The 18,263-nt window shown below is 53.5% G+C and carries 13 protein-coding genes and 4 pseudogenes; 12 read left to right on the top strand and 5 right to left on the bottom strand.

Annotated features, from left to right (window positions below):
• Together AC1RJW_RS29500 and AC1RJW_RS29495 are read left to right on the top strand one after the other, a co-directional pair.
• The coding region (locus AC1RJW_RS29500) for a thioesterase domain-containing protein (protein WP_493048080.1) at window positions 1-1,168 on the top strand (1,168 nt) is incomplete at its 5' end.
• A gap of 766 nt (window positions 1,169-1,934) precedes the next feature.
• Window positions 1,935-3,062: a ferritin-like domain-containing protein gene (locus AC1RJW_RS29495; protein ID WP_493048079.1), complete on the top strand. Its 1,128-nt coding sequence runs from the start codon at window positions 1,935-1,937 to the stop codon at window positions 3,060-3,062.
• A 33-nt stretch (window positions 3,063-3,095) separates the two neighbouring features.
• Here the strand turns inward: AC1RJW_RS29495 and AC1RJW_RS29490 are convergent, their stop codons facing one another.
• Window positions 3,096-3,383, bottom strand: a complete 288-nt coding sequence (locus tag AC1RJW_RS29490) for a hypothetical protein (RefSeq protein ID WP_493048078.1) — start codon at window positions 3,381-3,383, stop codon at window positions 3,096-3,098.
• Between the two features lie 302 nt (window positions 3,384-3,685).
• Between AC1RJW_RS29490 and AC1RJW_RS29485 the strand changes: the two are divergent.
• Both AC1RJW_RS29485 and AC1RJW_RS29480 read left to right on the top strand, forming a co-directional pair.
• Window positions 3,686-4,849 (top strand): annotated as a pseudogene (locus AC1RJW_RS29485) (IS3 family transposase).
• Window positions 4,850-5,073: 224 nt separating this feature from the next.
• Window positions 5,074-6,111, top strand: coding sequence for an AraC-like ligand-binding domain-containing protein (locus tag AC1RJW_RS29480; protein WP_493048077.1), 1,038 nt, complete (start codon window positions 5,074-5,076; stop codon window positions 6,109-6,111).
• Window positions 6,112-6,123: 12 nt separating this feature from the next.
• Here AC1RJW_RS29480 and AC1RJW_RS29475 read toward each other — a convergent pair whose 3' ends face one another.
• Window positions 6,124-7,479: a jacalin-like lectin gene (locus AC1RJW_RS29475; protein ID WP_493048076.1), complete on the bottom strand. Its 1,356-nt coding sequence runs from the start codon at window positions 7,477-7,479 to the stop codon at window positions 6,124-6,126.
• A 299-nt stretch (window positions 7,480-7,778) separates the two neighbouring features.
• Between AC1RJW_RS29475 and AC1RJW_RS29470 the strand changes: the two genes are divergently transcribed.
• The 4 genes and pseudogenes from AC1RJW_RS29470 to AC1RJW_RS29455 form a co-directional block, all read left to right on the top strand.
• Complete coding sequence (locus AC1RJW_RS29470) at window positions 7,779-7,946, top strand: hypothetical protein (protein ID WP_493048075.1); 168 nt, start codon at window positions 7,779-7,781, stop codon at window positions 7,944-7,946.
• Between the two features lie 1,003 nt (window positions 7,947-8,949).
• Entirely contained in the window at window positions 8,950-9,267 is a 318-nt protein-coding gene (locus tag AC1RJW_RS29465; protein WP_070257956.1) for a helix-turn-helix domain-containing protein, read from the top strand.
• A complete protein-coding gene (locus AC1RJW_RS29460) occupies window positions 9,264-10,487 on the top strand; it encodes a type II toxin-antitoxin system HipA family toxin (protein WP_493048074.1) in 1,224 nt (407 codons plus the stop codon). The genes AC1RJW_RS29465 and AC1RJW_RS29460 overlap by 4 nt, the downstream gene beginning before the upstream one ends.
• A 261-nt stretch (window positions 10,488-10,748) precedes the next feature.
• Window positions 10,749-10,901: pseudogene (locus AC1RJW_RS29455) on the top strand (integrase core domain-containing protein); the annotation flags it as partial.
• Between the two features lie 252 nt (window positions 10,902-11,153).
• Here the strand turns inward: AC1RJW_RS29455 and AC1RJW_RS29450 are convergent.
• Window positions 11,154-11,492, bottom strand: a pseudogene (locus AC1RJW_RS29450) (IS3 family transposase); the annotation flags it as partial.
• On the opposite strand from AC1RJW_RS29450, the pseudogene AC1RJW_RS29445 reads away from it, so the two are divergent.
• Window positions 11,492-11,766 (top strand): annotated as a pseudogene (locus AC1RJW_RS29445) (integrase core domain-containing protein); the annotation flags it as partial. The pseudogenes AC1RJW_RS29450 and AC1RJW_RS29445 overlap by 1 nt on opposite strands.
• A gap of 113 nt (window positions 11,767-11,879) precedes the next feature.
• Here the strand turns inward: AC1RJW_RS29445 and AC1RJW_RS29440 are convergent.
• Window positions 11,880-12,605, bottom strand: coding sequence for a hypothetical protein (locus AC1RJW_RS29440; protein WP_493048073.1), 726 nt, complete (start codon window positions 12,603-12,605; stop codon window positions 11,880-11,882).
• 804 nt (window positions 12,606-13,409) lie between these two features.
• Here AC1RJW_RS29440 and AC1RJW_RS29435 point away from each other — a divergent pair.
• Both AC1RJW_RS29435 and AC1RJW_RS29430 read left to right on the top strand, forming a co-directional pair.
• The gene (locus tag AC1RJW_RS29435) at window positions 13,410-13,760 is read left to right on the top strand and encodes a DUF2185 domain-containing protein (RefSeq protein WP_219328811.1); all 351 of its coding nucleotides are present in this window, start codon (window positions 13,410-13,412) and stop codon (window positions 13,758-13,760) included.
• 108 nt (window positions 13,761-13,868) lie between these two features.
• Window positions 13,869-14,405 (top strand): hypothetical protein, encoded by a 537-nt coding sequence (locus AC1RJW_RS29430; RefSeq protein WP_493048072.1) that lies wholly within the window; start codon window positions 13,869-13,871, stop codon window positions 14,403-14,405.
• An 18-nt stretch (window positions 14,406-14,423) separates the two neighbouring features.
• Here the strand turns inward: AC1RJW_RS29430 and AC1RJW_RS29425 are convergent, their stop codons facing one another.
• Window positions 14,424-15,584 carry an IS30 family transposase gene (locus AC1RJW_RS29425; protein ID WP_493048071.1) on the bottom strand — a complete coding sequence of 387 codons (1,161 nt, stop codon included), beginning with the start codon at window positions 15,582-15,584 and terminating at the stop codon, window positions 14,424-14,426.
• Between the two features lie 727 nt (window positions 15,585-16,311).
• Between AC1RJW_RS29425 and AC1RJW_RS29420 the strand changes: the two genes are divergently transcribed.
• On the top strand, window positions 16,312-17,940 hold the full coding sequence (locus tag AC1RJW_RS29420) for an ATP-dependent nuclease (RefSeq protein WP_493048070.1): 1,629 nt from the start codon (window positions 16,312-16,314) through the stop codon (window positions 17,938-17,940).
• Window positions 17,941-18,263: the final 323 nt, after the last annotated feature.

Genomic DNA, 18,263 nt, shown 5'->3' with positions numbered 1-18,263 from the left:
GGCAGCCTTCGTGCGCCTGGACGCGTTCCCGTTGACGGCCAATGGCAAGCTTGATCGCCGCGCCCTGCCCGCCCCCGGACAATCTGCATTGCTCGTACGTACCTATGAAGCGCCACAGGGGCCAGCTGAGACCATCATGGCGGCGATCTGGCAAGACCTGCTCAAGGTCGAGCGGGTGGGTCGTCAGGATCACTTCTTTGAACTGGGTGGCCATTCGCTGCTGGCGGTGCAGCTGGCAGCACGCATAGATCAGGAACTTGGCATGTCGGCTCCCTTGCGTGTTCTCTTCGTATCTGCGACGTTACATCAATTTGTTGCAGCGTTACAAAAGGCCCAATTGGCCCCCCGGCATCCCAACTTGGTGCCGATCCGGATAGGGGGTAACGCACGTCCCTTATTTCTCATCCATCCTGGATTGGGAGAGGTTGGCTATGTACGCAAGCTGGTACCGTGGATCGACGAGGCCATACCCGTCTATGGCTTTGCGGCAAGTGGTTTCTTGCCCGGTGAAACTCCGGCGAAAACGATCGAAGAGATGGCACGGGTGTATGTCCAGGCCTTGCGTGAAGTGCAAGCCGACGGTCCATACCGCGTGGCGGGGTGGTCGCTGGGAGGCACGATCGCGTATGAAATGGCAGCTCAACTCATTGCCGCAGGGCAGAGGGTGGAGTTTATAGGCCTGATCGATACGAGTCAGCATTACGGTACTGCAGACAATAGCAGTGATGTAAGCAATGACATGGCGACAATTTTGTCGTGGCTGAAGAGAGATCTACCAAGCACAGACGCTGATGAGCTGGAAAGGCTGGCTCGCGAAGATGATATCGAAAGCATGATCGTCCTCGCTCAAGCTGCCGGCACAGTGCCGTTGGGCATTGAACGCCGACATCTGCTGGTCTATGCCGCACTTAGCAATGCTTCGATATTGTATTGCCCGCGCAAACTGGCAATACAGGTCGATCTGTTCAGTGCCGATGCTGCGGACCGCCCAGATCCAACACTGGGATGGCGTGCGTTCCTGAAAGGCCAACTGCGCGTTACCGTTGTTGGGGGGACCCATATGTCCATGGTGGAGGATCCGATTGCGGGCATGTTGGGTAGCGCATTGTCTTGCGCTCTTGGCTTATCTAGTGAAGAGGTTGCGGGGGGGGCGGCGGTGCGGAGGTAAATGGCGATACGGTGCATGACGGTGGCAGCTCGATGCCCAGCGATACATGTATTTCTGGATGCCGCCGTTTGTGCCGCTTCTCATTGCAATATTTATGTACGAGTCTCAGTGAAGATTGCCGTTAGAGTACAGCCATAAAGGGACTTTGCCAAAGGTTACAGTAAAAGATGAGATTGATAAGCGCCATTAGATTGTGGGAGGGGCAGTGATATGGCGGTCTCGTCAAGGAGCCCTGTTTCCTGATTGTTATTGGTTGGTGCCTGTTATAGATTGAGATCTGAGTGAGAATTTAGTTCAGGTGAAAATTTCGGTAAAATTATTAGCATGGGATTTTTGGTGGAGATTAAACTAGCAGCAGCGAATTTGTGTTGTATGTAATTTTTTTGATGGACTGTTTTGCATATTAAAAAATATGTGTAATGCAAGATAATTTGAAAAAATATTCTATCGGTAATTTGAGTGCTATTGTAATATTGAGGGGCTGATGTCGAAAGTGGATGTGCGGGAAGTGTCTGCGGATTTTTTGGGAGACGGCGAAAGGAGTCCCGCATATTTTGAGGATTGACGACACTTGTTTTTATTGATTTGTATGGAGAAATTCAATAGTTTATTTTAACAGCCGGTATATGGATTTTGCATGAATGGAGGGGCGTGAAGGAATGCAAAGGTGACTCCATGCGGAGGCATCGGCAGCTGAAATGGCTGATCAAAAACTGACTTGCCGGAATCATTTACAATATTTTATTAACGGTCTTAGAAGGGACATATGCGTGATCTTTTAGAAGTCAAAGAATTTTACCGGAATGCAAATTCAGCTGCCGTTGAATGTGTACTTCGGACGTGCCGACAAATTGTCGTAGAGCCCATGATTGCAAAGAAAATCGAGCTTGGTCTAGCGCTTGGCTCCTTGTTGGAAACAGTATCGCGTGTAAGTGGGCGCCTCAGCGATATCGCTGATCATTCGGTGTTGCAGCATTCGATCACGCCTGCATGCGAAGCAAAAGGCAGTGCTGCAAGCAATATCGCGGAGCAAGCTGCAAAGCTCGCCAACGAGTTGAAGGGATATGTACTATTTGGAGCGGACATCTCCGTGCTATTGCAAGTTGCGGAACATTTCCCGCCGGCTGGTCATGGCTTTGATCATACGAGCGAAGACGCGTTACCCGTCTTACCCGCGCGCGAGCCGTCGCTCTGGCATTCGACGACTAAGCCGTTTCGTTTTCCTGAAAAGGGCAGCATTATTGCTGGCGAATCGAACTACCTTGGATTTTTGTTCTACGTCTTGGTAGATGTCGAAATTTCTGCGATGGAAGTTTGCTCGTACATGGCGCTCAAATACCGGGAAATGCCGGATGAGTTTGTGTTTGATATGGCGAGGCAGATATGGGACGAGGCACGGCATGCAGCCTATATTTTTGAGATCTACACTAAACTTGGTGGGGAATTGACGACCTTCCCTTACACAAATACGGTTATTGACCGGTTCAATGCTGCCCCTAGTCTCTTAGATGGATTGATCGTGCAGCAGCTTCTTCAGGAGTCGAATGCAGTTGAGAACAATATTGCGCTAGCGCGCGATCTTGCAGAAGCTGGCCGCGATGAAGAAGCAATGAGTTTTCTGTTGATAAACAACGATGAAGCATTACATGCAAAAATTGGATTTAACTGGATTGCGTATCTTGCCAAGGAAAACTCCTGGCCAGCTGATTATTTATTCGCTCGCACTATGGCTATGTGCGGGAAGGTCGGGTTACCTCTTTTCGGTATGGGGGCATGGACCGATATGATTCGCGAATCGATCGGCACTCCAGAGTGGTTGATGCACAAGAAGACGTATTTTGGCGAGTACTTCGGTCGGCCACGTGCAGTGAGCCCGGAAATGATCTATCGCTAATGAACGTTTGTGCCGGTTTGTGCTTTTCCGGCATCACGTTTTTAGCACGGGGACGAAGGTACGCAAATCTGCACATCCCATGATGCGGTATTTTTCTCCATGCAGCAGGTGGGGCGGCTTTTTTTCAATTCTGGCTACTGGCTGCTGCGAATCAATAAAGGTATACGGCTTTGGGGAATCGGCTGATTTCCCGCCGCCCTGCCCAGCGGATGGTCGTCCTCTCGTTTGTTTGGTCAGATCTGAATTGCTGCCATCTGATTCGACACAATCTAAGGTAGCCCGGTGCGTCATCTGCTTGAAGCAACGCTCGGTGAGATCCACGTTTTTGTTCGCTGATGGTGGACTTGAAATCACGGCCGGCCCAACATCGAACTTGGTAACAGCGGGCCAGGACAACAAACTACCGGCTGCAAGGACGCCCGTGCCTTGTAACACGCTTGATTGGCACGTACGCCAGTGCGGTCGGGCCACGAAATCTCTAGGAGGCGAAGTTACTTGCCCGCAAAGCATCGCGGCAAGGTTGCGGACGTGAGCAGCCCACAGTGCAGATGTATTACCCTGTAGTGGTTTAATGTACCCGGACACTGATTTAGGCGAGAATGCTCGCCATGGAGAGGTGTTTGATGAGCAAGCAAAGACGTACGTTTTCCCCCTGAGTTCAAACAGCAGGCGGTATGCTTGGTACTGGATCAAGGATATAGCCATACGGAGGCAAGCCGGTCGGTGGGCATCGGCGAATCAGTGCTACGCCGCTGGGTGCAGCAGCTTCAATTGGAGCGGCAAGGCATCACGCCACAGAGTAAGGCAATGACGCCTGATCAGCAGCGAATACAGGAACTCGAAGCACGCATTGAGCGTCTCGAGCGGGAGAAGTCCATTTTAAAAAAAGCTACCGCGCTCTTGATGTCGGAAGGGATAGAACGTACGAGGTAATCGATCAGATTTGTGGTGACGAATCAATCGAGTTGATCTGCGCGGTGTTCGACGTAGCGCGGTCATGCCTGTATGCATATCGGGAGCGCGCCCGCCACATTGATGTTGAGCGCATGGCATTGCGTAGCCGTGTGCACGAGCTGTTCGTCGAGAGTCGTAGTTCGGCGGGAAGCCGCAGCATCATGGGCATGATGCGCGAGGAAGGCACAGCAATTGGCCGCTTCAAAGTCAGTCGTTTGATGGAAGAGTTGGGGCTGGTCTGCAAGCAGCCTGGCAGCCATGCCTATCAGCAGGCCACGGTGGAGCGGGTCGATATTCCGAACCACCTCAATCGTGAATTCACAGTCGAGGCGCCAAATCAGGTCTGGTGCGGGGACATCACCTATGTCTGGGCGCAAGGCCGATGGTATTACTTGGCAGTGGTGTTGGATTTGTTCGCTCGCCGAGCGGTGGGCTGGGCATTCTCGCTACGACCCGACGCCGACCTTGTTGTGCAAGCGCTGGAAATGGCTTACGAGCAGCGAGGTCGACCGATGGCGCTGCTGTTTCATTCGGATCAAGGTAGCCAGTACGCCAGTCGAAAATTCCGTCAGCGCTTGTGGCGCTATCGGATACGACAGAGCATGAACCGGCGGGGAAATTGTTGGGATAACTCCCCGATGGAACGGCTATTCCGTAGCGTCAAAACGGAATGGGTGCCGTCAACCGGTTACGTGACGGCACAAGAAGCACAACGGGACATCAGCCACTAGCTGATGCATCGGTATAGCTGGGTACGGCCACATCAGTTCAACCAGGGACTGGCTCCGGCCGTCGCCGAAGAAAAACTCAATATAGTATCCGGGATGGGTTGACCACTACAAACCGAACTAACGAAACCGAATCCTACCTTGACGGCACCATGTTGGACGCCTTGCGCCAGCGCGCCAAAGAGGAATTGTGTCCGGATCTGCACGCCCTGCGCCACCCTATCATTCGCAACCATTTTTGATTGATAATAATGTAAAATATCTCATCGGAATTCATTTCGTGCCTCCCGATGAGAGCATCAACCGACGCGCCCATCCCGCGCATAGTGATGGATACCGAGGGCTTGCCGCCCGCCCGTGCCACCGCCATCTGGCGTGAGCAGATCGGCGTGATGTTCGATTCGCAGCCATTGTCCAACGGGCGCGAGGATCCTCGCTATCGCGTGGAGGCCTGTCATATGGGCGCGCTGGCGGTGGGCATGGCCAGCATGACGCCGCAGCGCTTCCAGCGGCCCGCCAGCCGGGTCTGGCGCGATGGCCTGGACCACTATCTGCTGCAGTTTTACACCCACGGTAGTTGCCGCAGCCTGACCGGCCGCCATCCGCCCGGCACCAACCCCGGCGACCTGTGGGTGACGGACCTGGGCCAGCCGCTGTCCACCGAGATCAACACGGCCACCAATCTCACGCTGGTGGCGCCGCGGGCCCTGCTGGCGTCCATGCTGCACGAGCCGGACGGCCAACACCAGCGGGTGCTCGATGGTCGCCTGCCGCTGGTGACGCTGTTGCGCGAGCATCTTAAGACGATCCTGCAAACCTCGGGCCAGATGCGCGCTTCGCATGCGGTGGCGATCACCCCCACCATCCTGGCTCTGGCGGCGGCGACGCTCAATGGCGCACCGACCGAGGCACAGTGTCCGGCGTCGGCGGCCGGGATCAAGCTGGTTCTGCTGCGCTACATCGATCAGAACCTACACGACAGCCAGCTGTCGCCGGCCCGGCTGGCGGCGCATGTCGGACTGTCGCTGCGCACGCTGCAGTATCTGTTCGAGTCCGACGGCGGCGCCGCAAGCTACATTCAGCGCCGCCGATTGCAGAAGGCACGCCAGCTATTGTGCTCCCCCGGCCCGTGGCGCACGGGAATCGCGTCCGATGCGCCCCTGCCCCCCGACGCGCAGCTCAGCATCGCCGCTGTGGCGCGCACGGTCGGCTTTACCTATCCGGAGAGCTTCAGCCGCGCCTTCACCCGCGCCTACGGAATCAGCGCCCGCGGCGCGCGCTCCTTCGCGCTGGCGAATCGCGGCGGTACAGCGTCGCCGGCCTGGTCACCAGACCGGTGGGATGAATGGATCCAGCGGCTGGCGTGACGCGCGGCACAGTCAGTCGACGAAGATCACGCCGAACTGGTCCACGAACTTCGTGTAGCGTCCCGCGAAGCCCAGCAGCTTACGGCCGCCCAGTTTGATGGCTGGACGTTCGGTGCCACCATTACCGCCAAAATCGACCGTCTGCTTGTTGGTCACCACGCGGATATGGTCGACGTACAGTTCCGAGCGTAGCACCAGCGATTGGATCGTCTCGTCGTCGGCGAACTCGATCGACTTTTTCTCGCCGCCGACGCCACCGATCGTGTAGCCGCCGTACATCGGACCGCTGACCAGGGCGCCGTCCTGGTTCAGCCAGTGAAGCTGGATGGCGTCGATGTAAGCGCCCTGCCAGACGTCGAGCCGCACCAGGCGCTGCATGTCGGACAGGTTGATCAGGAATGGAATGCCGCCGCTGCCGCCATAGACCACGGTGTGATTGGTTTGCAGCGCATGCTGCACGCCCAGCGCGTCGATCACGCCACCAGCGCGGCCCAGCAGGCCGATCACCGCTCCCTGAGCGTCATCGCCGCCACCGAGCGTGGTCTCACGGTCGCCGCCACCGCCACCAAAGCGGTCCGATACACGGATATTGGTCTTGAACTGCACACTGTCCACCACCACGCCAGCCTTGACCTTGACGCTGGCGATGTATTCGCCCGGATGCAACGTGAACTGATGCAGTTGGCCGCCACCGCCGCCGAACTTGCGTCCGCTGACGCGCTTGTTCGCATACGGAGAGCCCGGTTTGCCGCGCCAATGCATCTGGATCGCATCGACCACGTTGCCGGTCCAGATATCCACGCGATCCACTTCCCACTGACTGGCCACGCTCTGCGGGAAATCACGGAATAGCCAATCCGTGGTCTGGTGGTGGTCCAGCACGTCGCGGAACAGCGTGCCGCCCTTACCTCCGAACTCGATGGAGGAATGCAACTCCGGCTGGATGACCCACTTCAGGAAGGCGATCAGCGCGGCAAGCCCCAGCGCGAGAATGCCAAAGATCGCCGAGCAAACGGCGAAGAACAAGGCCGGCGCGACCGTTGCGGAGAAGATCGCGGCCAGCACGCCTGCAATCACCGAGGCGATGCCCAAGTAGGTGCTCAAGGCGATGCCCACATCTTCAAGAATTTCGTTGGTGTAAGCGTCATCCTTCTGATCTGGTAGCGGAATCTCGATGCCCGGGGGCGTCGCTACGCCGTGCTTGTGCACCGCCACCCGCATCAGGGACGACCACGCCTGCTCGGGCAGAGCCCCAAGTTTGGACAGCTGCGCGTTGCTGACGCCGGTTCCTATTATACGATCGACAAAGTCCAGTGCCGACAAAGGGTTGCTGAAGAATTGCTCTTGTGTTGCGAGGGTGGTAGACATCGGAATCTCCTGATTTTGGATGGTTGTTGTCGAACGGTGATACAGCGTCGCATCCTATAGCGAAATACCAATCTTTTCGCCCCTCCCATCCGCCTTATAACCGGACGCGCAAGCGACTTAACCGGCCGTGCAACGAGGGGGAGAATGTGGGACATCGATTTCCTCCCCAGCGAGTCCACGACATGCCAGCTGCGTTACTCGTCCCCATCCGTACCGAATGCCCGCCCGGCACCTGCGAGTGCGGCCAGGCCGAGTTGTTGCAAACGAGGGAATAGGCGCCGGACGGCACCGACATCCGCGTGCTGCAAGTGATCCGCGAGCAGGAAAAGCGCCTGCTCGACAAGATCGAATCCATCGCCACCTACGCGGAACTGGACCGCATCGAGCAGCGCCGGAAAGACAACCTAGGCGTGACGTGGGAGTTCACCCCCAGCGCGGTCAGCGTGCGCACGGTGCGCGGCTCGTAATCCTAGCTGCTGCCCTGCCCTGCCTGTGCCGCAAGACGCGCCAGAACGTGCCGGCCGCGATCCGCCGCTGCATGGCGCAGTCTCAATGGTGTTCTTGGCGGTGTCCTGGTATACGTTCCGCGTTGCCGCATGCGCCGGCATGCAGGCTCGACCAACTTTATTCCCCCCTTGCTCAAAGGTATATTTTTTGAATGTCTCGACCAACTTTGATTCAAAATGCAGGCCCAACCGGTCAGAAGCGGCCCCCGATATAGACATGGAACAATCCCCGGAAGTTAATGCAAATGTTGAATAAAGGACTTTTTATGCTATTGCATGTGCGGTGGACTTGGATGACCCTGCAGAACAATTTTTAGCTCAGCGTTTCATGATTGAGGCGATTGGAAGAGTGACTTTACAATTGCCTGAGGTTGCCAAGTCAGTGGTAGCCGTGGCGAATCGATTCATCACTGGCGCGGCGACCGCTGAGGTGGCATAGCTGACCGAGGCAACAATAAAGCGCCTGCTTCCACGCGCTATAGGGGCACAGTTGGCTTTGACAGCCTGGTCTGTTATCTGCTTGAAGCGCGCGATAAGATCGAGAATTTTGCACCCTGGCGGTGGACTTGCCACCACGGCTGACGCGACATGGTGCCTGACGGTATCACGCCAAAATAGAAGCTTGCCATTGCCGCATAACCTCTACTTTTAGAGCGCTCTAAAAATGGGGGGGGGGATTACCACACGAAGGCACTGACGCCAGCCGGTCTATTGAGCCTGCCCGCCACGTCAACTCGCCGTTTGGATGCCAGCTGAGGGTGATCTCCGTGACGATCAGAAACGACCCCGGCGTGATGTGCTTCCCTGACTTACTACCAGCTACTTAGATCAATAACTTGAAGTTAAATCCTCAAATAAGAGAATAACTTCATTTATATGAATTTAGTGGGATATGTACTTCGTTCTAAGTTCTTTAAATGCTAAAATAGTGAAATTACTTTCCATATAGCGCGATAACTTCAACATGTTGGATTTTACATTCGCTACACCCACCGAACTGTGCATGGAGATAGCGCGGCGTCTCAAAGCACAACGCATGCGCCTGGAACTCTCTCAGCCTGAACTCGCACAGCGCGCGGGCGTCGCATTGGGCACGGTGTCTGGTTTTGAAAAGACAGGGAAGGCCACACTCGAAACGTCGTTGCGCCTTGTCGTTGCCTTGGGCCTGACAAAAGAACTTGAATCGCTCTTTTTGCAAAAGCCGACGTCAATCAAAGAACTGGAAGAGGCCAGCAGGCCAGTTCGCCAACGTGTTCCCCGGAAAAATAAAAGGGCGTCATGAAAAAGCTCAACGTCAATTTTTGTGGATGGGGTCAACAATGGCATCTCGGCACGCTTGCACACGAAGGGCGTGCTCTCCTGTTCGAATACTCTGATGAAGCACTGCAGCGGGGTATTGAACTCTCTCCAATTTACTTGAAACTGCGCAAAGTGGCCTATTCGGATTTTCCGAACAGCCAAGAGAACCTGCCGGGGTTGATTGCCGATTCGTTGCCTGACGGCTGGGGCCGGCTTCTGATGGACCGCTGCTTCCAAAAGGATGGGCGCGACCCGACTGGCATTTCACCATTGGATCGACTGGCGTTCATCAATGATCGCGCGATGGGTGCGATGGTGTTTACGCCGCCCGATGCGTTGAGCCATGATCCGGAATATCAGGAATTGCGCGTACTGGCCGAAGGCGCGCAGGCGGTGCTGGCAGGCAAAGATACCGCGACCCTCGAACAGCTGGCACTGACTGGCGGCTCGCCCCACGGCGCGCGACCAAAGGTTCTGGTTCAGTACAACGGCGCTACGGGACAGGTCAGTACCGACCGCGCTGCGCCTGGCGCGGCATGGCTGGTGAAATTCCAGGCTCAGGGTGAAGCCAAGGAAGTATGTGCTATCGAGAAGCTGTACGCTACCATGGCGGAGAAATGCGACCTGGACATGCCCGCCACGAAATACTTCGACTTGTCCCCGAAGTTGGCCGGCTTCGGAATCGAGCGCTTTGATCGTCAAGGCGGCATGCGGGTGCCGACCCTGAGCCTGGCTGGTTTGCTCGACGACAATTTCCGTTTGCCGACACGGGACTATACGGTGTTCTTAAAAGCGACCAGGACCCTGACCAAGGACGAGCGGCAGGTAAAGAAGGCTTTCGAGCGATGTGTATTCAATGTCGTCTTCCACAACCGTGACGACCACACCAAGAATTTCGCCTACGTGATGAACGAATCGATGCAGTGGGAGCTGGCGCCGTGTTACGACCTGACGTACAACGTCGGCGTTGGCGGTGAGCACCAGATGACGGTCAGCGGTGAAGGTCGTCACCCGGGGCTGCAACACCTGCTCAAGCTGGCGGCTGCGGTCGACCTGCCGGAGACATGGGCTCGCCAAACGATTGAGCGCATCACGACCGTGGCGGGCCAGTTCGCCACTGATGCAAAAGGGAGCGGCATTAAGTCAGCCACCCGGACCTCCATCAAAAACGCGATCGAAGCAAACCGGAAGAGGATGGCATAACGTTGTGAATCGCCACCAGTAGCTTAGACTCTCCTGACCCATAGTTCTTGAAAGACAAAAAACCGATGGATCGTGTTTGGAGCCTGGGTGTCCTGCCAGGCTCTTGGCGTGCGATCTCGTAGTTGCCTGATCCAACGGCGGTTCGGGTCTGGGTCTATCTCCCCTGCCCTGCATAGACCCCTACCGCGCGCTAGCAAAAGCTTGCCTCCCCTCCATAACTGCCGGCGAAGGAGAGCGCCTGCTTTTGCGCGCTATAGCGGCACAGTTGGCTATGACAGCCTGGCCCATCATCTGCTTGAAGCGCTTGATGATATCGGGGATTTTGTTCGCTGGCGGTGGACTTACAATCACGACCGGCCCAACATGGCGCTTGGCGGCATCACACCAAAACAGAAGCTTGCCTTGGCCGCTTAACCTCTACTTTTAGAACGCTCTAAAAATGGGGGGGTACCGCTTGAGTTTCGGTGGATTCCTGCATGAATTCCCCATGGCTGAATATCTTGTGACGCTGCGGCTTCGGTTTCGCGGGACATCGACTTTGATTTGGTGCGTCGCCATGCAAGCGGTATGGATCTCGTCGCCACTGTCGACCTAGGTGACTGAGTGTCATTTGGTGCTATCGGTGGACTGTTCTAGTCATTGCATTATGCGGCAGCCCAACTCCAATCACCCGGTCAATCGCGTTGACGAGATCTTGCTCTGGCATTGCGCCAAGTAGGCACTCGCGAGTCGTTCAAAGTACCTTCGCTCAAACTCCAATGGCGAAAGCCTGTCATTAAATCCGTGACGACGCTTGGGATTGTAGGGCATCTCAATGTAATTGAAGATGTCCTGCCGGGCGTCATCTCGGGTTGCATAGTTTTTGCGTTTGATGCACTCACGCTTCAGCTGTTGGAAGAAGCTTTCAGCGACAGCATTGCCGTGACAGTTTCCACGTCGGCTCATGCTTGCTTCCAGCCGATGCGCAGACAAGAAATCGCGCCAGTCCTTGCTGGTGAACTGGGCGAAAATTCCGTCAGCGCTTGTGGCGCTATCGGATACGATAGAGCATGAGCCCGTGGGGAATTGCTGGGATAACTCCCCGATGGAACGGCTGTTCCGCAGCTTCAAAACGGAATGGCTGCCGTCAACTGGTTACATGACGGCACAGGAAGCACAACGGGACATCAGCCATTACCTGATGCACCGGTATAACTGGATACGGCCACATCAGCTCAACCAGGGACTGGCACCGGCCGTCGCCGAAGAAAAACTTAACGTAGTGTCCGTGATGGGTTGATCACTACATGCGACAGAACCTAAGGAGTGTTTGTAAGCAGGTTTCTGGCCGATTTTGGATGACTTTACGATAACATGGGCCGCATCACGGTCATCCTTCCTGGCGGACGGCTCTTAACTTTCAAGGTAGCCGGCACTGTCAGCAGAAATTGCAGCTTTCTGACTGTCCGCTGCAAGCACCTGTTGCATCTCGCCCTCTGCCTCAAGAAACCAGAACTGTCCGTACTGCAGCCACTCAAGGCGGTACCTTTTTCGAAGCGAGATATTGACTTGCTTTCCGCCGATAGGGGTTTTGAGGACGATCGGACCAAACGCGGCTCCGTGGGATATGTCGTAGTGCCAGCACTTCGCTATCTTGTTCCGTGGATGCCCCAGGTGTTTCATGTCGTTCATAACCAGCGCTACTCCCTCATTGGCATGCCCATACTCAACATAACTCTCCAAGACAGCGAGATCTTCATAGATGTCTTTCATGAAAATGTCTGTTGCTCCGCGCTTTCCGCCTGAGGATGCAAGAGTCCTGTAGCACTTCAATTCGACAGCAATCCGGTGGATGTATGACTCCGAAGCGCCCGTAAACAACACGTCTATCTCGCATGTGGAGCTTCCAATCCTTACTCCGGTTTCCAACTCCAGGCGGAGTGTCTCCGACTTATGAAATGTAATCAGCGGAAGCAGCTGTTGTAGTATGTAGCTGAACTGCAGCTGCATCGAGGCTTCTTTATGGATATCGATTAGGCCACTGCCAACTTTTCTTGAGAATAGGGACCACGCCAGCGAAATTGCAGCTCTCATGCGAGCAGGCAATTCATCAGATTCGATGCTTCGGAGTTCAGTCATAGAGCCCACCTGGTGCTTATGCAGGCTGGACGAGCCTGTTGAATGTTGGAAAGCTGATACGCACATTGGACTGATACTTCAGAAGCAGCAGTGCTAGCTTTTGCAATGAGCTGCATGCGCACACAGTGCTTATTTATCGTGAAAATCGTCAAACTCGAGTACGCTCTTATTCGAGAGAGAATACTCTTCTTGATCAGATTTTAGAATTGCATTAATGACACTATTGAAGTCTACGCATTGAACGTGATTATGTCCATGGGCAAGAGCTAAGCTACTACCTGCGGTACACCGATGATCTCGATCTGTGGCAGACGCGCCTAGAAACAAATTTTGTGTGGCAGGTCTTGGCAGCTGAATCGCTACGACCATCGTATACTTTACTGATCCATAGCTCTTGAACGATGAAAACCGATGGATCATGTTAGGGGCCTGGGAGTCCTGCGCGGCACCTGGTGCGATCTCGTAGCGGCCTGATCCAACGACGAAATCGGGTCTGGCCTGTCTATCTCCCCTGCCTTGCAGAGACTCTTGCCGCGCAGTAGCAAAAGCTGCTTGAGCTTCGGTGGACTCATGCATTAACGTTCCTATGGCAAAACGCATTGCGACTTTAATCTCGGGTTTCGCGGGGCGCAGCGTAATTGATTCGGTTCTTCTTTCGCATAATTTCTGATCTGCAACGATGCATTTAAGTTAAAGTGTTGCGTTGAACGATTGAGTCCGCAGCCACTAGAGGTCATTGCGAATCAGAATGTTACCGCCAACGGCCGTTTGGCCGCAGTTGAACTTGGATATTAGACGTTAGGAATGACGAAAATTTACTTCTTGCCGAAAGATCAGATTCAACCGCTCGTCTCTGGCTATGGTGCAGGCCTAGCAAGCGACATGATCACTGTCGATGGTCTTCCGGTATGTTTCATGTATCGAGAAAGTCCTAGACACGACCACGATAGTGGATGGTGCTTCATGTCAGGGCAAGAAACTGATGAGTACGCAAACGACATCGAAAATCTCGCGTATTACAATATGAATACGATCGTCAATTATGATCGTTCCATTATTCCTTTGCTAGACGCTCCGATCGGTTCGGCATTCGAACGAAATTCCGGTGATGAGGATTTCGTGGAAATCTTAGACTGGAATTCTACCGAAGACTGAGCGTATTCGGCGCAGAACGCCTTGCTGCGTAAAGCAATGTCGGACTTCCATCCTCTGGACTTCAGCTAGTGGCCAGAAGCGTTCACTCGACGTATCCCTTGGAAACAAATGCAGATGGAAGTTAAATTTCTTAGTCTTGGCGAGCAAAGTGAACATGGTCGCGTCCTTGTTGCTCGCGGCCCAACCTCAGAATCCAACATCGTTGCCAGTGTCTTGATCGCTCACCATAGTGCGCCGGTGACTCGCGTAAACATTCTTGCCAGCGCAGGGTACTCGTGCTTTCAGAGCACACGTTTCACTGAGGGCATCGTTTACATCGGCTTTGGGCAGTTCGTGTTCGTCGTTGATCTTTGCCTTGGCGAAGTTCGTCGCCATCAGCTGGGCGGTTACTTTGGCCATCTGTACGATTCGCGCGACCTTGAGAACCTAGATACCCGCATCGCAGTGCTTGTAACTTCGGCATCTGAAGTTCTTGCTTTTAACCATACAGGAGGTCTGATCTGGGAGCAGTCGCCGCTTGGGATCGACGGTGTAGTCCTTCACGATGCGAGCGCGGGTCGGATTCGTGGTGATGGTGAATGGGACCCACCAGGCGGCTGGCGCCCATTTAGCCTAGTTCCAGAGTCAGGAGCAATACTTCAATGACCGGTATGGGGTGCGGATTCAATCGGTCAACGCAACACATTGTTCAAATCGTTGAGCCGGTGTTTGGTAGTGTAGCGTCTTCCTGGGGCGCTCGTTGAGTCGTCTGGTTACCGCATCGAGTTGCTCTTGCGAATAGGTGGAAATATCCAGCCCCTTGGGGAAATACTGGCGCAACAGGCCGTTGGTATTTTCATTTGAACCGCGCTGCCATGGATTCTGTGGATCGCAGAAATAGACCTGGATGTCGGTGGCCAACGTAAAGCGTTTATGCCCGGCCAGTTCGCTGCCACGATCCCACGTCAGTGACTTATACAGTTCCTGGGGCAGCCTGCGGGCATTGTCGATCAATGCGTTGACCACCGTTTCGGTATTTTTGGCGGCGACTTTTATCAGCATGACATAGCGCGTCTGGCGCTCGACCAAGGTCACGATCTGGCTGTTGTGGCTGCCGCATAGCAGGTCCCCCTCCCAATGCCCGGGCACCGCTCGATCCGCCGCCGTCGCTGGACGCTCGCTGATCGACACGGCATCGACAATTCTGCCGTGGTTGTCCGTCTTTTGGGTGTGATGACGAGAGCGGCGCATGGCGCGCGTACGGCGCAAGTGCTCCAGCAGCTCCTTCTTTAAGGCGCCTCGGGCCTGGATATAGAGGCTGCGGTAAATGGTTTCGTGCGACACGTGATACTCCTCGTGGCTCGTGAACAGATGCTTGAGCCAGCCAGCAATCTGTTCCGGCGACCACTGCAATTGGAGCTTGCTGGCAACCATGTTGGCCAGCATGCGGCTCTCCATCAGCTTACAAGGTTTGGGGCGGCGCGCCTGATCCCACGCATACTGATCGGCCTGAGTTGCGCGATATGCTTCGCGGCCACCATTGCGCCTGAGTTCCCTGCTGATGGTCGATGGTGCGCGTCCGAGGCGTCTGGCAAGTGCGCGAATGGATACGCCGGTAACGATGGCACGCGATACCTCCTCGCGCTCGGCCAGGGTCAGCGCCAGTCTGGAACGGCATCGCTGTGCTGGTCGTATGCCACCAGATTCAGCCAGAATCCGCTGTATCGATGAGTGATTCCGATCAAATAGTTGGGCTATCATCTGCAGGGAGTCGCCTTGCTTCCAGCGTTCCCACATCAAGGCCTTCTGCATCTCGGTGTAATAAATGCGTGGTTTCTGTTTCATCTTCAACACTCCTATAACCTAGATGTTTAGGTTAGAGTGTTGCGACCACCGATTGAATCCGCAGGCGCAAGCGGACGGAGCCGATTAGCGCTCTGAGGCGCTGCCGGTCGCTTACTCTCATGATCCATGGTTCTTGAAAGATGAAAACCGATGGATCGTGTCGGGAACCTGGGTGTCTTGCCAGACGCATGGCGTGCGATCTCGTAGCTGCCTGAAATACCGACGAGATCGGGTCTGGGTCAATCTCCTCTGCCCTGCATAGACGCCTACCGCGCGCTAGCAAAAGCAGGCCTTCCCTAGCCATAGCTGCCGGCGAAGGATGGCATAGCTGACCGAGGCAACAGCAGATCGCCTGCACCTTAACGCTGTAAGGGCATAGTTACTTGCGTCGAACTCATGCGCATAATCCGCGAAAGCTAGTTCGCAATGGCTCGCACAGTGATGATGTCGTTCGCCGACCAATTTTATGCGCTGGCAGGACAGGTCGTCCATGTTGAGGGCTTAAGTGCCATGCCGGGATAACTTCGCCCTTTGATCAACAACGCGATAGGACCCCATGGTGGTGGTAAGCCGAAGATCAACTCACCAAGCTCTGCTCTCGCGCGGAGCGTGGTCATGCTGTGACGAGGAGTATGAACACAAGAAACTAAGCGCTCAAAAACTCAATTTCCGCTGTGTGCAGATTTTAAAAATTGGACCTTCCAATTTTTTACCAGAAAGTTTTTTCATGAAAAATGAACACATTACTCGACTCTCATTCTGCGGCGTTCGTAGACTCAATATATTTTCAACCTCTTCTTCCAATGAAATGTTTCAGGAGTGGATTGAAAAGAGGAAGTGGTATAACTTCAGGGAAATTAATATATTCATAGGGGTCAATGGTGGCGGAAAATCAACCATTCTTGAGCTAATAGATTTCTTGAGAGACCCTAATCGGATCATTTCTCTTCCACGAGAGAACAAGAAAAACAATTACCTAACCGCCTTTGAAATAAACGTGGGAGATGAAACGAAAGTGCGTGGAATTTCACACCCTCACTCTATTAGAAAATTTCCAGATGCGCCCAATGTTGGCGAAGGGATTCACAACGCACAATCCTTGGAATTACTTGCAAAAAAAGAGGGCAAGATTCTATTTTCCTTTAGGAAAAACATCAGTAAGTCGAATTTGGATCTTGAGTCACACGCCCAGCTTAATGAGTATCTGGCAAGTTTGAAGTGCCACGTGGCTTATTGGCCTAATAACCAAGAGGCAAACGTAACAGACCTAGTCAATATCCTCAACAAAGCAGCATCACATCTCCCTGGCGTCATTTCACCAGAATTTGTTCCGAAAAATTCTTTTGAGGAGGAATTTGCTTGGTCATACAAGAAATGCAACCCTTTCCAGGCACATGACAAACAACGTGTTGGCATCTGGCTATCAGATGATATTACACAGCAGAACCACGTCCATATCTCGGCCCTGCCTTCTGGATGGCAGCGATTCGTCTCAATTCTCTCTTGGCTGGAGAAAGTGCCTGACGGATCGGTATGTCTGCTGGAAGAGCCTGAAACGCATCTCCATCCTCGGCTTCAGCGTTATCTCGCAAAACAAATAGACAAAATTGCCGACAAGAAGAGCCTTCAACTATTCATTGCCACCCATTCGACCGTTTTCCAACAGTCCAATCTATGGGAGAAGCCCCCAGCAATTTTTTCCGCAACGGCAGAAGTAATTGAGGAATACTCGTCAGCGTGGCACCTTTTGGAGGCATTGGGCATTCGTGGATCAGATATCTCACAAAGCAATGGCGTGATATGGATTGAGGGGCCATCTGATCGTATATATATTAAGCACTGGCTTAACCTCTACTGTAGAAAGTATGGCAAGTTTGAATACAAGGAAAATGTAGATTACTCGTTCAATTTTTATGGTGGCGCAGTGCTTTCCCATATGAGCTTGAGTGAGCAAAAGTCATTTGTCTCTATGCTGAGCATAAACCGAAATATGATGTTGATAATGGATAGAGATAATGATTTTGAGGAAACTCTTCATGGAAAACTTCACTGCATTAAGCGTAATTCGGCTAAGGCGAGAATAATAAAAGAGATGTCAAGTGGAAAGCAAGAAATTTATAAAATATGGATAACGGATAAGTACACAATTGAGTCCTATTTGCCTTCGAATTTTATAAAAAAATACTTCACTGAAAAAGAGAGTGGTCAATTAGTACCGCTAAGCAGTACCAAAATGGCAATTTCCATGGATTACACTGAAATGTACCCGGACTTCGAGGGTTGCTCAAACATGCCGGAGCAGCTCCTACGCCATATTGAAGGACTGTTCAATTCCATCGAAAAATGGAATTCCTAATATCAAAATTGCCTGGCCTTGGCTGTGCCTCTGAAAAAGGTCGATCTACGATGCAGAACGACAATAAAACACTTTCGAGCGCGATATTTTTCTCACGTGCTCCTTTGAGGGTGAGTTTGACTATGTAGTACAAACACTCTCTGTGTCGCAACCAGTTGAATCGCCACCAGTTGCTTAGACTCTTCTGATCCATAGTTCTGAAAGATGAAAAACCGATGGGTCGTGTTATGGTTTTGGGTGTCCTGCTGAAATAGCCCCTTGATTCACCAGACACAGCCTATGCGTTATTCTTACGGATAGGAATAGGACTGTGCATATGACTA

It is taken from the genome of Janthinobacterium sp. GW822-FHT07A03, assembly GCF_058798815.1.
This window is presented reverse-complemented; position numbering and strand designations above follow the sequence as displayed.

What these genes read in the sequence shown, in the direction of transcription:
- AC1RJW_RS29475 (WP_493048076.1), bottom strand. Translation starts at nt 7,479, where the DNA reads ATGTCTACCACCCTCGCAACACAAGAGCAATTCTTCAGCAACCCTTTG.
- AC1RJW_RS29495 (WP_493048079.1), top strand. Translation starts at nt 1,935, where the DNA reads ATGCGTGATCTTTTAGAAGTCAAAGAATTTTACCGGAATGCAAATTCA.
- AC1RJW_RS29460 (WP_493048074.1), top strand. Translation starts at nt 9,264, where the DNA reads ATGAAAAAGCTCAACGTCAATTTTTGTGGATGGGGTCAACAATGGCAT.
- AC1RJW_RS29425 (WP_493048071.1), bottom strand. Translation starts at nt 15,584, where the DNA reads ATGAAACAGAAACCACGCATTTATTACACCGAGATGCAGAAGGCCTTG.
- AC1RJW_RS29465 (WP_070257956.1), top strand. Translation starts at nt 8,950, where the DNA reads ATGTTGGATTTTACATTCGCTACACCCACCGAACTGTGCATGGAGATA.
- AC1RJW_RS29480 (WP_493048077.1), top strand. Translation starts at nt 5,074, where the DNA reads ATGGATACCGAGGGCTTGCCGCCCGCCCGTGCCACCGCCATCTGGCGT.
- AC1RJW_RS29435 (WP_219328811.1), top strand. Translation starts at nt 13,410, where the DNA reads ATGACGAAAATTTACTTCTTGCCGAAAGATCAGATTCAACCGCTCGTC.
- AC1RJW_RS29430 (WP_493048072.1), top strand. Translation starts at nt 13,869, where the DNA reads ATGCAGATGGAAGTTAAATTTCTTAGTCTTGGCGAGCAAAGTGAACAT.
- AC1RJW_RS29440 (WP_493048073.1), bottom strand. Translation starts at nt 12,605, where the DNA reads ATGACTGAACTCCGAAGCATCGAATCTGATGAATTGCCTGCTCGCATG.
- AC1RJW_RS29420 (WP_493048070.1), top strand. Translation starts at nt 16,312, where the DNA reads ATGAAAAATGAACACATTACTCGACTCTCATTCTGCGGCGTTCGTAGA.